The organism is Pararhizobium sp. LjRoot255, from assembly GCF_964252905.1.
GTDB lineage: Bacteria > Pseudomonadota > Alphaproteobacteria > Rhizobiales > Rhizobiaceae > Pararhizobium.
Genome location: NZ_CAXUPQ020000002.1, coordinates 442,699 through 455,058 on the forward strand (window position 1 = coordinate 442,699; position 12,360 = coordinate 455,058).

The following is a 12,360-nucleotide window of genomic DNA, read 5'->3' on the forward strand; positions in this document are numbered from 1 at the left end:
GTGGTGCGTCGCCGTTGTACCGTGTAGCAGTGCGCAAAGTGCTCAATGTATCGCCGGAGCCAAAGTCCGGTCACGTGTTTCAACCCGTTGAATAAGTAGCGGCGGATCATGGAACTTATCGTCGCCCTTGGCCTGATCGTCTTCAAAGTCGCGTTGCTGATTGCGATCCTGCTGCTGCTGCCCTTGCCGCTGACCTGGCTGGAGCGCAAGATCGCCGGACACATGCAGCAGCGGATGGGACCGATGCGCGTCGGTTGGCACGGGCTGCTGCAGCCGTTGGCGGACGGTATCAAGCTCTTATCCAAGGAGGACCACATCCCCGCCGAGGCCGACCGCTTCCTGTTCAAGCTGGCGCCAATCCTGGCACTCGCCCCGCCCTTTGTTGTGTTCGTCGCCATCCCCTTCGGTGAGACCGTCTCGGTCCTGGGCGCCGAGATCACGCTCTATGTCTCCAACATGAACGTAGCGCTCCTTTTCGTCTTCGCGGTGATCGGAATCGAGGTCTATGGCGTCATCTTCGGCGGTTGGGCCGCCAACAGCAAATACGCGGTCCTTGGCAGCCTCAGGACCTGCGCACAGATGATCAGCTACGAGATCCCGATGGGGTTCGCGGTCATCGGCGTGGTCATGTTGGCGCAGTCCATGAGCCTGCTCGATATCGTGCGGGCGCAAGCCGACGTCTGGAACATCGTCTACCAACCGGTCGGCTTCTTTGTGTTCTTCGTCGCCGGATTGGCCGAAGCGCAACGCATTCCCTTCGACCTGGCGGAGGCGGAAGGTGATCTTGGGGCCGGGTTCCATACCGAATACAGTGGTATCCGCTTCGCGTTCTTCATGGTCAGCGAATACGCCATCGTGTTGCTGGTGTCGGTTCTGGTGGTGATCCTGTTCTTCGGCGGTTGGAACGGCGTGCTGGTCCCCTTGCCACCGCTTCTCTGGTTTCTGCTCAAGGTCGCGTTCTTCATCTATTTGTTTATTTGGTTCCGCTTCACGTTCCCCCGCTATCGCTATGACCAGCTGATGGCGATCGGATGGAAAGTCTTGCTTCCTCTATCAATGGCGAACATAATTATAACTGGTGTTATTTTCTTTTAGGAGCCGCAGAGGCTCAGCAGCGGGGCGGCGATGTCGCGCGCACGAGACACAATCGGAGTATGGATCGGCTGGGGGTTCTTCGCCGATCTGGCGAATGCCTTGGCTCTGACCTTCGGCTACATGTTCTCCAGATCCGTGACCATGCAGTATCCCGACAAGGAAAAATGGTTACCCTACTCGCGTTACCGCGGGCATCACTTCTTGAAGCGCGACGAAGAGGGTGAGATCAAATGCGTGGCCTGTGAACTCTGCGCCCGGATTTGTCCCTGCGACTGCATCGAAGTCGTCCCCTACGAGGACGAGAAGGGTAACCGCCGCCCGGCAAAATTCGAGATTGACACGGCCCGCTGTCTGTTCTGCGGGCTGTGCGAGGACGCCTGCCCCGCAGACGCGATCGCGCTCGGCCAACAATATGAGTTTTCGAGTTTTTCCTCGCGTGATTTGGTGATCGGGCGCGACGATCTGCTCGCCAAGCCGGGCAAGGCGGCAACCGGTGGCGGCGTGGTTGCCGCGCGCCTGAATACGAAGAAGGACGTGCTGGTCGAGACGAAAGAGACGCAGGGCTACAACTGGTGGCGGAATATCCGGCGAACGTGAACGCGCGCCAGCTGTCAAACCGAAGCGATCGAGCAGGAGGCTCATATGTTTGTCGGTGAAATCATGAAGAACAAGGGTGTCGGTGTCATCGCGGTCGCTCCTGATCAGACGATGGTGGAAGTCTTGAGGCTGTTTCGCGACAACAATATCGGCTTCGTCGTCGTCAGCCAATCGAACGGCGAATACCTCGGTACGCTGTCGGAGCGAGATTGCTGCAATGCGGTGGCGGAATACGGGGCCGAGGCGGCGGCGATGCGGGTCGCGAACATTATGAACCGCAATGTGGCGACCTGTTCGACACGGGATTTGCTACCCGTCGCGATGGGGATCATGACGCAGCGGCGTACGCGCCATGTGCTGGTCATGGATGAGGACGACGTTGTCGGCGTGGTCAGCATCGGCGATGTGGTTAAACACAGGCTCGACGAAGCGCAGCGCACGGAGCAGGATCTGCAGGATTACATCTGCGGGACCAGGTATCACTGACATCGCCAGCTCGACGTGCAGACGCTGGTCAGGCAGCTTGCCAGGGCACTGCAGTGTCCCACCCCAAATCGTCAGACCCCACGCCAGATCCGTCCTGTGCGGTTGACCTCAAGTGTGGGGTGCACCTTCTCGACCTCCACCGGGCATGGGTATTCACCCCGCCGCATCAGGCTGTTGAGACGCAAGGCCCTGTAGTTTTCCGGCACGAAGACGAGGCCCTTGGGAAACTGCCTGTTGACCTTGAGTTGCGCTGTCAGTTCGCCCCGGGCGGAACGCACAACCACCTGATCGCCATCCGAAAGGCAAAGCTGTGCGGCATCCTGCGCGCTCATCGCGACATAAGGGTCGTTGGCGACCGTATTCATTATCTCTGAGCGTTCGGAAAGATATCCGTTGTGGAACAGGCAGTCGCCGGTGATCAGCGTGAGCCCATCGGCTGCTGTCGGGGCAGGCGGCGCGGCGAAGAACTCGCCGGCCGGTGGCGTCGGCACCACCTTGGTGAATGCGCCGTCGGCCCCAAGCCCGTTCTGCGTCAACCCCCGATAAGCCGGAACCAGCCGGGCAATCTCGTCGAAAATTTCGCCTCGCATCGATGGCTGCAGCGCCTGATTGCGGAGCGCCGCGACGAAGTCGAAGATCGCCAGATTGTCTCGCGCCTCGAAGGTAGGTTCGCGGAATTTGCGGACCTTCTGGGTCCGGCCCTCATTGTTGGTGAACGTGCCGGATTCCTCGCCGTAACCCGCCGCGGGCAGGACGACCTCGGCGAGGCCTGCCGTATCCGTGAGGAAGGTGTCCTGCACGATCAGGAGATCGGCGCCGCCAAGCGCCCGCCTCACAAACTCCCCGTCGGGATAGGCGATCAGGGGGTCGGTCCCGGCGATGTAGAGCGCGCCCATCCGCCCGCTGGCGCAGAGCTCCAGCATGGCATCGAGATCCGCGCCGGGTTCAGACGGGATTTCGGCACCCCAGTTCCGTGCGAGAGTTGTGCGCGCAGCGTCATCGGCGACCGCCTGCAGGCCCGGCAGAGCCGCCGGCAGAACGCCCATGTCCCAGGCGCCCATCTGGTTGGCACGATCGAAAAGGAACTGCATGGCCGGACCTTTGCCGAGCAGGCGCAGAACCCGCAGCAGGTTGTTGAGCTGCTGCAGCGTCGCGCGCGCTTCAGGTGATCTCAGGAGCTCGACGCTGACAAGCACGGTGACGCTTCGACCCTCCCTGAGCGCAGTGGCCAGACGACCCGGCCCGTCACCGCCAGTGCTCACCGCCAGCCTGTCGATTGTCGCTTCGATGTCGGCGAAAGCGTCGCCCGGCATGGCCTGACCAGCCGCCTCTACGAGCCCGGCTACCACCGCCGCGATGCTCGCCGCTTCTCCGCCCGGCGACACGCGAACCACCACCCGGGCATCGGCGTCCAGGCGGGATGGCCGCGCCGAGAGCATGAGCAATCCGGTGTGCCGCCGCCGCGCGCCGTCCCGCAGCAGGTATTCGGTGACCGGGTTCTCCTCGGTCACGTTGCCGCCGACGATGAGCACGCAGTCGTTGGCAATCACGTCGTCCAGCGGTGCGCGGCTGTAAAAGCCTGCCACCAGCGGACCGAGGGTATCGAAGGGCGTGGACCAGCGCGACGAGCAGTCGATGTTGTTGGTGCGGAACACCGTCCGCATCAGCTTCTGGAACTGATAAAGCACCTCGTTGGGCAGGCGCGGCGAGACCAGCCCGCCGGCAGCCTTGCTCTCGACGGCCGAGAGCCGCCGGCGCAGATAGTCCCCCGCTTCGTCCCAGGAAACCGGAACCAGGACGCCATCACGGCGGATCATCGGCCGCTTGATCCGGTCCCGACTCGTGACGAAATCGAGGCCGAAGCGTCCCCGCACGCAGAGCGTTTCGCGATTGACCCCCTCGTCCCACTTCGAGCGCACCCGCATGAACTCGCCCTTGCGCGTGCCCACTGTCAGTTGGCAACCGGTGCCACAATGCGGGCAGACCGTGTCGGTCTCGACCAGATCCCAGGGCCGCGCCTTGTAGCGATAAGGGAAGCTCATCAGCGCGCCGACAGGGCAAACCTCGACGCAATTGCCGCACTGGTCGCAACTTGCGAGGCTGCCCTCGAAGCCGGTGACCGCGGTATCCATGCCTTTTTCGACGGTGCCCAAGGCGACGGCTCCAACCACCTCCTCGCACATCCGCACGCAGCGCTGGCACTGAATGCAGCGGTTGACGTTCATGATGATGACCGGGCTGAGGCGGATGTCCTCGGAGTGGAACACGCGTTTGGGATCGCTGAACTCGCTTCGGCGGGGGCCGTAGGCCATCACCATGTCCTGAAGCTCGCATTCGCCGCCCTTGTCACAAATCGGGCAGTCGAGGGGATGATTGGCAAGGAGCATGTCGAGCATGGAAGACCGCGTTTCGTCGATCAGCGGCGTATTCGTCCGCACGATCATGCCATCGGTGACCGCGGTGGCGCACGAAGGCTGCAACCGCCGCAAGCCCTCGATTTCCACCAGGCACATTCGGCACGAAGCCAGCGGCGGCAACCGCTTCAGATAGCAGAAGGTCGGGATGTCGATGCCCAAACACTGGGCGGCCTGCAGCACGGTCGAGCCGGCCTCAACCTCCAGCGTCTGTCCGTCGATCGTAAAGCTAACCATAGTTCCTCGCAGTCCTGTCCCAGCGCGCCCCTTCAGTGAAACGGGCACCTCCGCTCCTCGATATGGGCGACGAACTCATCGCGGAAATGCTTAAGTGCTGCCCGCAATCCCATCGCTGCGCCGTCACCCAAGGCACAAAACGTATTGCCGAAAATGCCTTTGCAGAGCATCTCCAGCTGCTCCAGATCGCCGGGTGCGCCCTCCCCGGCCTCAATCCGGCGCAGGACCTTCACGGCCCAGTTCAATCCTTCCCGGCATGGCGTGCACTTGCCGCAGGACTCGTGATGGAAGAACTCGATGATCCGGGTGGTCACCTTGACCATGCAGGTCGAGTCGTCGACCACGATCACCCCGGCCGAGCCGAGCATCGAGCCGGCAGCGGCCAGCGAGTCGAAGTCCATCCCAACGTCCAGACCGCGCTCCGGGATCACCGGCGCCGACACGCCGCCGGGGATCACCGCCTTGATCTTGCGCCCTGCTGGCGGCCCGCCGGCATGCTCCTCGACCAGTTCACGCAACGGTATGCCCATTGGCAGCTCGTAGAGGCCCGGTTTGCGCACCTGCCCACTGAGGCAGTAGAGCTTCGGACCAGGGCTCTTATCCGGGCCGATACCCCGAAACCAGTGCGGCCCGCGCGCCACTATGTGCGGCACGCAGACCAGCGTCTCGACGTTGTTGATCACGGTCGGGCTGGCGTAGAGCCCTTCGACGGCTGGAAACGGCGGTTTCAGACGCGGCTGCGCCCGCTTGCCTTCGAGCGAGTCGAGCATCGCCGTCTCCTCGCCGCAGATATAGGCGCCGGCACCGCAATGGATGTGCACGACGAAATTGAAATCCGAGCCTAGAATCCGTGTTCCCAGGTAACCCTTCGCATGGGCTTCAGCGATCGCCTGCTCCAGCCGTCGGATCGCCGCCACGTACTCCCCGCGGATGTAGACATAGGCGATTTCAGCCCCGATAGCGTAGCCACTGATGGCCATGCCCTCGATCAACTGGTGCGGGTCACGCTCCATTATGATCCGGTCCTTGAAGGTGCCCGGCTCGCCCTCGTCGGCGTTGCAGCAGAGATATTTCGGCTTGCCGGCCCGCTTCGGCACGAAGCCCCATTTCATGCCCGTAGGGAATCCGGCTCCGCCACGGCCGCGCAGGTTGGATTGTTTGACGAGCTCGACGACCTCGTCAGGCGCGGACTCGCGCAGCACCTTGGCCAGAGCCTGATAGCCGCCGCCGGACTCGTAGGTGGAGAGCAGATGGCTATCCAAAACATCGATACTCTTGAGGAGAACCGGTTCGAACATGACGCTATTCTCCCGGCGGTGCTGCGGCGGCGAGATCGGCACCAGTCGCTTGTCCCGCCTCCGTCCGCAGCCTGTCCAAAAGCGCATCGACCCGCGCGATGTCGAGGTCGCCGTGATAATCGTCGCCGACCTGCATCACAGGGGCCATCTCGCAAGCGCCGAGGCATTCGACGGTCGAGAGCGTGAACAGCCCGTCCGGGGTCGTGCCGCCCTTCTTGACCCCGAGGACCTCCTCCAGATGCCTCAGCAGGTCCTCGGATCGGCGCAGCATGCAGGAGACGTTGTCGCAGAGCTGCAGGTGGAACATCCCCACCGGCTCGGTATGGAAGAGGGTGTAGAAGGTCGCCAGTTCATAGACCCAGATTCGCTCGACACCGAGGATATCGGCGACCTCTTCCAGCACTGGGCCGGGCAGATGGCCATGTTGCCTCTGCGCGATCAGCAGCGCGGGCATGATCGCCGAGCGCTGATCGGGATACCGCGCCGCTACCTCTTCGATCATTTCGCGCATGGTCATCGTGTCCAAATCCCTGCTACTTGTCCACCTCCGCCATCACCGGATCGAGGCTGCCGAGTACGGCGATCATGTCCGCCAGGTAGCGGGCATTGGTGACCCCGAAGAGCGCCTGGAGGTTGACGAACGAGGGTGCCCGCACCTTCATACGGAACGGTTTTGGCGACCCGTCGCTGATGATGTAGAAGCCGAGCTCTCCCTTTGGCGCCTCGATCGCCGAATAGACCTCGCCCTTCGGCACCTTGAAGCCATAGGCCGACAAGTCGAAATGCTGGATCAGCGCCTCCATCGAGCAGTGGACCCGATCCTTGTCCAGCGGGAAGGCGATCGTCGGCATGTCGATCTGGAACGGCCCCTCGGGCATCTGGTCGATACATTGCTCGATGATCCGGACGCTTTCGCGCATCTCCTCGACCCGGCACAGCCAGCGCGCATAGCAGTCGCCCTCTTTGCGGGTAATGACGTTGAAGTCGAGCCGATCGTAGATTTCATAGGGCTCGTCGCGGCGGATGTCCCAATCGACGCCCGAGGCGCGCAGGTTCGGACCGCTCAGACCGAGATCGATACCGTCCTCGGCGGAGATCACGCCGATCCCCTGCGTGCGCTTCAAAAACACCCGGTTGTTATCGAGCAGTCGTTCATAGTCGCCGATGCGCTTCGGGAAGATGTCACAAAACTCCCGGATCTTCGGGAAGAACCCGTCGGGCAGATCCTCGCGCACGCCGCCGACCCGGCAGAAGGAAGTGTGCATCCGCGCGCCGCTGATCATCTCCAACAGGTCCATGATCATTTCGCGCTCGCGCATCACGTAGAGCAACGCGGTCATGGCGCCCAGGTCCAGCGGCAGCGCCCCGGTGATCAGGAGATGGCCTGATATCCGCGCCAGTTCGGCCATCAGCACGCGGATATATTGGGCGCGGATCGGCGCTTCGATGCCCAGGAGCTTCTCCACTGCCAGCGTGAAAGCCAAGTTGTTCGACGGCGGGCAGAGATAGTCGAGCCGGTCGGTCAGCGGGATGATCTGGGTGTAGGTGAAGCTCTCGGCCAGTTTTTCTGTGCCGCGATGGAGGTAGCCTATATGCGGATCCACGCGCGTGACATATTCGCCGTCCAGTTCGAGAACGAGCCGTAGCACCCCATGCGTGCTGGGATGCTGTGGGCCGAGGTTGAGAAGCACTTCCCTCGTATTGAGCGCTTCGCCTTCAGACCTGCTGAGCTCGGTGACTTCGGTCATTTCAATTCTCCGGCGTGGCACGGCCTCCCAATGGAATGTCCTTGGTGGCAAGGTCCGGCTGCGTCGGCGGCGGACCTTCGGCACCGAAGGGGTTTAGCGTGTCCTTGTAGCCCCGGAGCGGAAAGTCCTTGCGCTGCGGGAAGCCCTCGAACCCTTCCCACATGTAGATCCTGCGCAGATCGGGGTGACCCTCGAACCTGATCCCGTACATGTCCCAGGCTTCGCGCTCATGCCAGTTGGCGGTGCGCCAGACCACCGTCACCGAGGGCACCTGCGGCGGATCGCCGAGGCGGCACTTGATCCGGATGCGCCATTTGTTCGGCAGCGAATAGAGGTGATACACAACCTCGTAGCGCGGTGCCTCGGGGTAATGATCGACCCCGCAGATGTCGGACAGGAAATTGAACCGCAACGCCGGGTGTTCCTTTAGAAACCGGCAAAGCTCGACGATCATCTCAGGCGGAGCGGCAAAGGCATGAACACCGTGCGCGAAGCCAAGGTCGTCGATTGCCTCGCCGAAACGCGTCGTGATCAGGGCGCGGTTGAGAGGCGTCTCCTTGCTCATCGCAGCGCGACCCGTTCCAGAGGAGTCCCGGCCAGCGCTCGGGATTTTTTTATCTTCTCCTGAAGCAGAAGAATGCCGTGCATCAGCGCCTCGGGCCGCGGCGGGCAGCCGGGCACATGCACGTCCACCGGCACGAAGGTTTCCGCCCCCTGCACCACGGCATAGGTGTTGTAGACCCCGCCGGAGATGGCGCAGGTGCCCATGGCGATGACCCAGCGGGGCTCCGGCATCTGGTCATAGAGCCGGCGTACCACGGGCGCGAATTTCCGCGTTATGGTGCCGGCGATGATCATCACGTCAGACTGACGGGGCGATGGCCGGAACACCACCCCGAACCGGTCGAGATCATACCGCGCGCAACCGGCCGAGATCATCTCGATGGCGCAGCAGGCAATTCCGAAGGTCTCAGGCCACAACGCCGACCTTCGGCTCCAGCTGATGATGCTGTCAGCCGTGGTGAACAGCACGCTGTCGCGGATCGCGTTGTTTACTCCTCCCATTCCAGCGCTCCCTTCAGCCAGGCGTAGGCGAAGCCCACGAGAAGCAGCAACATGAAGACGAACATCTCGACATAACCAATGAGCCCGATCTCCTTCAGGACGACAGCCCAGGGAAAGAGGAACATTGCCTCGACATCGAAGACGACCAGCAGGATCGCAAGGATAAAGAACGGCACCCTGAACCGGCCCGCGGCGGCCTCGCCCGATGGGTCCATGCCGCATTCATAGGGCATGTTCTTCTCGGGATAGGGATTGGACGGGCGCAATAGCGAGGAGACGAAAAGCGTCACCACCGCCACCAGAACAATTCCGGCGACCATGAAAAGAACTGGCAGGAATTCCATTGCAGTCATGTCGCATTTCCCCGGTCACCACCGAGAGCCTTGCTCAGGCCGCGACCGACCCCATTCGGGACCGGCGATGCGGTCGCCCCAGTAAGTGACTTGGGCGCTCCTTTCTTTAATTATCAGTCTATTCCGTCGGCGGAATCATTGCAAATCCAATAGATCAGCCGCCAAATACCGAATGTTGAGCAAGCCTGAGAAACCACGCCGGAAACAGGCCGATGCCGATGGTGCCGGCTGCGGTAAAGGCGAGCGTGGCGCGCACCATGGGCGTCAGCGCCGGATCGAACACCCTCTCCGGCTCGCGCATATAGATCACCATGACGATGCGAATGTAAAAGTAGGCGGCGACGGCGCTCAAGAGCACTGCGATCACAGCCAGCATGACGAACCCTTGCTCGACGAGCGCGACCAGCACGTAGAACTTGGCAAAGAACCCGGCCGTCGGCGGAATGCCGGCCAGCGAGAACAGATAGAGCAGCATCAGAAGCGACAGCCCAGGATGAGACCTGGCGAGGCCTGCATAATCTTCGATGACCTCGCCCGAGAAATCGCCGTTTCGCATCATGATGACAGTGCCGAAAATCCCGAGATTCATCAAAGAGTAGATCAGCAGGTAGAGCATCACGCTGGCGATCCCGTCCGCACCACCAGCCACCACGCCGAACGTGGCGAACCCGGCATGGGCAATGCTGGAATAGGCGAGCAGACGCTTGAAATTATCCTGCACCAGCGCCACGAAACTGCCGAGCGCCATCGTCACCACGGCAATGACCGCAACGATGATCCAAACGTCCGAGGCTGCGACCAGAGGATTGAGGAATACCCTGAGGATCACCGCAAACCCCGCCGCCTTGGGGCCGACCGACATGAAGGCGGTGATCGTCGTCGGCGCGCCTTCATAGACGTCCGGCACCCACATATGGAACGGAACCGCGCCGACCTTGAAGACCAGCCCCGCGACGATGAAGATCACCGCCAGCAGCAATCCGGGATCGCGCGGATCGCCGGTCACCGCCGCAGCCATCGCGTCCAATTGCGTCGTGCCGGTGAGCCCGTAGACCAGCGAAACGCCGTAGAGGAAAATCCCGGTCGAGACCGACCCAAGGATCACATATTTCAGCGCCGCTTCGTTCGACCGCCGCTCCTGTCGCAGGAAGCCGGTCAGCACATAGGTGCAAAGCACCATCAGCTCGAGGCCCACATAGATCGACAGGAGATCGGTCGCCGATGCCATGATCATCATTCCCGACAGCGCGAAGAGCAGTAGGACATAGTATTCGCTGCTCCCGATCCCCTCGATCTCGGCGTATTTTCGCGAAAGGAGGAACGTCAGGATGGTGGCCAGATAGAACACGAACTTGAAGAAGACCGCGAAGCGGTCGGCGATGAACATGCCCGTGTAGGCCGGCCGCACCTCGCCCGCCAGCGTGAGTGTCGCCAAGGCGGCAATCAGCACGATGGCGACGGAAGCCCAGACAAGGACGTGTTCCTGCCCCTTGCGCACAAACTGTCCCAGGATCAGCAGGATGCAGGCCCCAGTGATCACCACGATCTCGGGCAGGCTTGCAAGAGCCGACTGGAAAAGCACGGCGCTAGTCATTGGCCGCTCCCCTTGCTGTGCACGTGCGCCAGCAAATGCTTCACCGAGGCGTCAATAATATTGAGAAAGGGTTTCGGATAGAGCCCGACCCAAAGCACGAAGACGGCCAGCGGGACGATCGCAGCCATCTCGCGGGCGTTCACGTCGTGTATCTTGAACCGGGCGCCGGCGCTTGCCGGACCAAGCGCGACCTTTCTATACATGCCAAGCAGATAGGCCGCGCCCAGCAATGCGCCAAAAACGGCGGCCGCGCCGGCAGCCAGGTTGGCCGCAAACCCGCCCGACAGCACCAGCAACTCGCCCACGAACGAATTCGTTCCCGGCAGCGCCATCGACGACAGGGTGAACAGCGCAAGAAACGTGGTGTAGACCGGCGCCGCCTTCATCAACCCGCCATAATCCCCTATGCTGCGCGTATGTGTCCGCTCGTAGATCAGGCCGACGAACAGGAATAGCGCGCCCGTCGTTACGCCATGATTGAACATTTGCAGGATGCCGCCCTCGAGTCCGCGGAGGTTCAGCGCAAAAATCCCCAGCGTCACAAAGCCCATGTGGCTTATGCTGGAATAGGCCACCAGCTTCTTCAGGTCGTCCTGCGCCAGCGCAAGCAACCCGCCATAGACGATCGCAAGCGCCGAAAGCGCCAGCATCAGCGGCGAATAATACACCGACGCCTCCGGCAGCATCGGCAGGGAGAACCGCAGGAATCCGTAAGCGCCCATCTTCAGGAGCACTCCGGCAAGAATGATGCTGCCCGCCGTCGGTGCCTGCACATGGGCGTCCGGCAGCCAGGTATGGACAGGGACCATCGGCACCTTGACCGCAAACGCGACCAGGAAGGCGAAGAACAGCCAGGACTGGACACGGAACGGCAAATCGTGCGCTGTGAGGGCCAGGATGTCAAAGGTCTCACCGCCGTTGAAATAAAGTACGATGACGCCGATCAGGAACAGGACGCTGCCCGCCAGGGTGTAGAGGAAGAACTTGAACGCCGCATAGACCCGGCCGTCACCGCCCCAGATGCCGATGATCAGGTACATCGGGATCAGCATCGCCTCCCAGAAGACGTAGAACAAGAACAGGTCGAGCGCGCAGAACACTCCCAGCATCAGCGCCTGCATGGAGAGCAGACTGACCATGAACTCCTTCACCTTGCGGTCGATCGCGACCCACGAGGCGAGCACGCAGGTCGAGCCCAACAGCGCGGTCAGGAAAACAAAGAGCGCGCTTATCCCGTCGATGCCAAGCGCATAAGTGATCCCGAGCGCAGGCACCCATGTGCGCGTCTCGATGAACTGCATCTCGTGGGTCGTAGTGTCAAAGCCGGCCAGCATAGCGACGCAGAGAGCGAGGTCGAGGACGGTGACACTGAGCGCACTCCAGCGCACTGCATCGTCGCTGCGGAGAAACATCAGAACCGCTGCCCCGGCGGCGGGTGTGAATACGATAAGGCTAAGGAGCGGGAACCCCATC

Annotated in this window: 12 protein-coding genes; 3 read left to right on the top strand and 9 right to left on the bottom strand. The window is 61.9% G+C overall.

The genetic code is table 11. The annotated features are described in order from the left end of the window. Positions 1-108: 108 nt before the first annotated feature. The 3 genes from nuoH to ACSQ2W_RS21195 are packed head-to-tail and all read left to right on the top strand — an operon-like array spanning position 109 to position 2,178. Positions 109-1,095: an NADH-quinone oxidoreductase subunit NuoH gene (nuoH, locus tag ACSQ2W_RS21185; RefSeq protein ID WP_436088177.1), complete on the top strand. Its 987-nt coding sequence runs from the start codon at positions 109-111 to the stop codon at positions 1,093-1,095. Positions 1,096-1,125: 30 nt separating this feature from the next. Continuing rightward, on the top strand, positions 1,126-1,692 hold the full coding sequence (locus ACSQ2W_RS21190) for an NADH-quinone oxidoreductase subunit I (RefSeq protein ID WP_436088178.1): 567 nt from the start codon (positions 1,126-1,128) through the stop codon (positions 1,690-1,692). Between the two features lie 45 nt (positions 1,693-1,737). After that, positions 1,738-2,178, top strand: coding sequence for a CBS domain-containing protein (locus tag ACSQ2W_RS21195; protein ID WP_436088179.1), 441 nt, complete (start codon positions 1,738-1,740; stop codon positions 2,176-2,178). A gap of 71 nt (positions 2,179-2,249) precedes the next feature. On the opposite strand, the gene nuoG is transcribed toward ACSQ2W_RS21195, so the two are convergent. The 9 genes from nuoG to ACSQ2W_RS21240 form a co-directional block, all read right to left on the bottom strand. After that, complete coding sequence (gene nuoG, locus ACSQ2W_RS21200; RefSeq protein ID WP_436088180.1) at positions 2,250-4,829, bottom strand: NADH-quinone oxidoreductase subunit NuoG; 2,580 nt, start codon at positions 4,827-4,829, stop codon at positions 2,250-2,252. A 32-nt stretch (positions 4,830-4,861) separates the two neighbouring features. Next, complete coding sequence (gene nuoF, locus ACSQ2W_RS21205; protein ID WP_436088181.1) at positions 4,862-6,127, bottom strand: NADH-quinone oxidoreductase subunit NuoF; 1,266 nt, start codon at positions 6,125-6,127, stop codon at positions 4,862-4,864. A gap of 4 nt (positions 6,128-6,131) precedes the next feature. Continuing rightward, a complete protein-coding gene (locus ACSQ2W_RS21210; protein ID WP_436088182.1) occupies positions 6,132-6,644 on the bottom strand; it encodes an NADH-quinone oxidoreductase subunit NuoE in 513 nt (170 codons plus the stop codon). A gap of 16 nt (positions 6,645-6,660) precedes the next feature. After that, positions 6,661-7,875 carry an NADH dehydrogenase (quinone) subunit D gene (nuoD, locus tag ACSQ2W_RS21215; RefSeq protein WP_436088183.1) on the bottom strand — a complete coding sequence of 405 codons (1,215 nt, stop codon included), beginning with the start codon at positions 7,873-7,875 and terminating at the stop codon, positions 6,661-6,663. Position 7,876: 1 nt separating this feature from the next. After that, positions 7,877-8,440 (bottom strand): NADH-quinone oxidoreductase subunit C, encoded by a 564-nt coding sequence (locus tag ACSQ2W_RS21220; protein WP_436088184.1) that lies wholly within the window; start codon positions 8,438-8,440, stop codon positions 7,877-7,879. Continuing rightward, positions 8,437-8,940: a NuoB/complex I 20 kDa subunit family protein gene (locus ACSQ2W_RS21225; protein ID WP_436088185.1), complete on the bottom strand. Its 504-nt coding sequence runs from the start codon at positions 8,938-8,940 to the stop codon at positions 8,437-8,439. The genes ACSQ2W_RS21220 and ACSQ2W_RS21225 overlap by 4 nt, the downstream gene beginning before the upstream one ends. Then, the gene (locus ACSQ2W_RS21230) at positions 8,928-9,293 is read right to left on the bottom strand and encodes an NADH-quinone oxidoreductase subunit A (RefSeq protein ID WP_436088186.1); all 366 of its coding nucleotides are present in this window, start codon (positions 9,291-9,293) and stop codon (positions 8,928-8,930) included. Before ACSQ2W_RS21230 ends, ACSQ2W_RS21225 begins: the two co-directional genes overlap by 13 nt. Positions 9,294-9,447: 154 nt before the next feature. Next, entirely contained in the window at positions 9,448-10,887 is a 1,440-nt protein-coding gene (locus ACSQ2W_RS21235; protein WP_436088187.1) for an NADH-quinone oxidoreductase subunit N, read from the bottom strand. Further along, positions 10,884-12,359: an NADH-quinone oxidoreductase subunit M gene (locus ACSQ2W_RS21240; protein ID WP_436088188.1), complete on the bottom strand. Its 1,476-nt coding sequence runs from the start codon at positions 12,357-12,359 to the stop codon at positions 10,884-10,886. Before ACSQ2W_RS21240 ends, ACSQ2W_RS21235 begins: the two co-directional genes overlap by 4 nt. Position 12,360: the final 1 nt, after the last annotated feature.

What these genes read in the sequence shown, in the direction of transcription:
- nuoH (WP_436088177.1), top strand. Translation starts at nt 109, where the DNA reads ATGGAACTTATCGTCGCCCTTGGCCTGATCGTCTTCAAAGTCGCGTTG.
- ACSQ2W_RS21190 (WP_436088178.1), top strand. Translation starts at nt 1,126, where the DNA reads ATGTCGCGCGCACGAGACACAATCGGAGTATGGATCGGCTGGGGGTTC.
- ACSQ2W_RS21195 (WP_436088179.1), top strand. Translation starts at nt 1,738, where the DNA reads ATGTTTGTCGGTGAAATCATGAAGAACAAGGGTGTCGGTGTCATCGCG.
- nuoG (WP_436088180.1), bottom strand. Translation starts at nt 4,829, where the DNA reads ATGGTTAGCTTTACGATCGACGGACAGACGCTGGAGGTTGAGGCCGGC.
- nuoF (WP_436088181.1), bottom strand. Translation starts at nt 6,127, where the DNA reads ATGTTCGAACCGGTTCTCCTCAAGAGTATCGATGTTTTGGATAGCCAT.
- ACSQ2W_RS21210 (WP_436088182.1), bottom strand. Translation starts at nt 6,644, where the DNA reads ATGACCATGCGCGAAATGATCGAAGAGGTAGCGGCGCGGTATCCCGAT.
- nuoD (WP_436088183.1), bottom strand. Translation starts at nt 7,875, where the DNA reads ATGACCGAAGTCACCGAGCTCAGCAGGTCTGAAGGCGAAGCGCTCAAT.
- ACSQ2W_RS21220 (WP_436088184.1), bottom strand. Translation starts at nt 8,440, where the DNA reads ATGAGCAAGGAGACGCCTCTCAACCGCGCCCTGATCACGACGCGTTTC.
- ACSQ2W_RS21225 (WP_436088185.1), bottom strand. Translation starts at nt 8,940, where the DNA reads ATGGGAGGAGTAAACAACGCGATCCGCGACAGCGTGCTGTTCACCACG.
- ACSQ2W_RS21230 (WP_436088186.1), bottom strand. Translation starts at nt 9,293, where the DNA reads ATGACTGCAATGGAATTCCTGCCAGTTCTTTTCATGGTCGCCGGAATT.
- ACSQ2W_RS21235 (WP_436088187.1), bottom strand. Translation starts at nt 10,887, where the DNA reads ATGACTAGCGCCGTGCTTTTCCAGTCGGCTCTTGCAAGCCTGCCCGAG.
- ACSQ2W_RS21240 (WP_436088188.1), bottom strand. Translation starts at nt 12,359, where the DNA reads ATGGGGTTCCCGCTCCTTAGCCTTATCGTATTCACACCCGCCGCCGGG.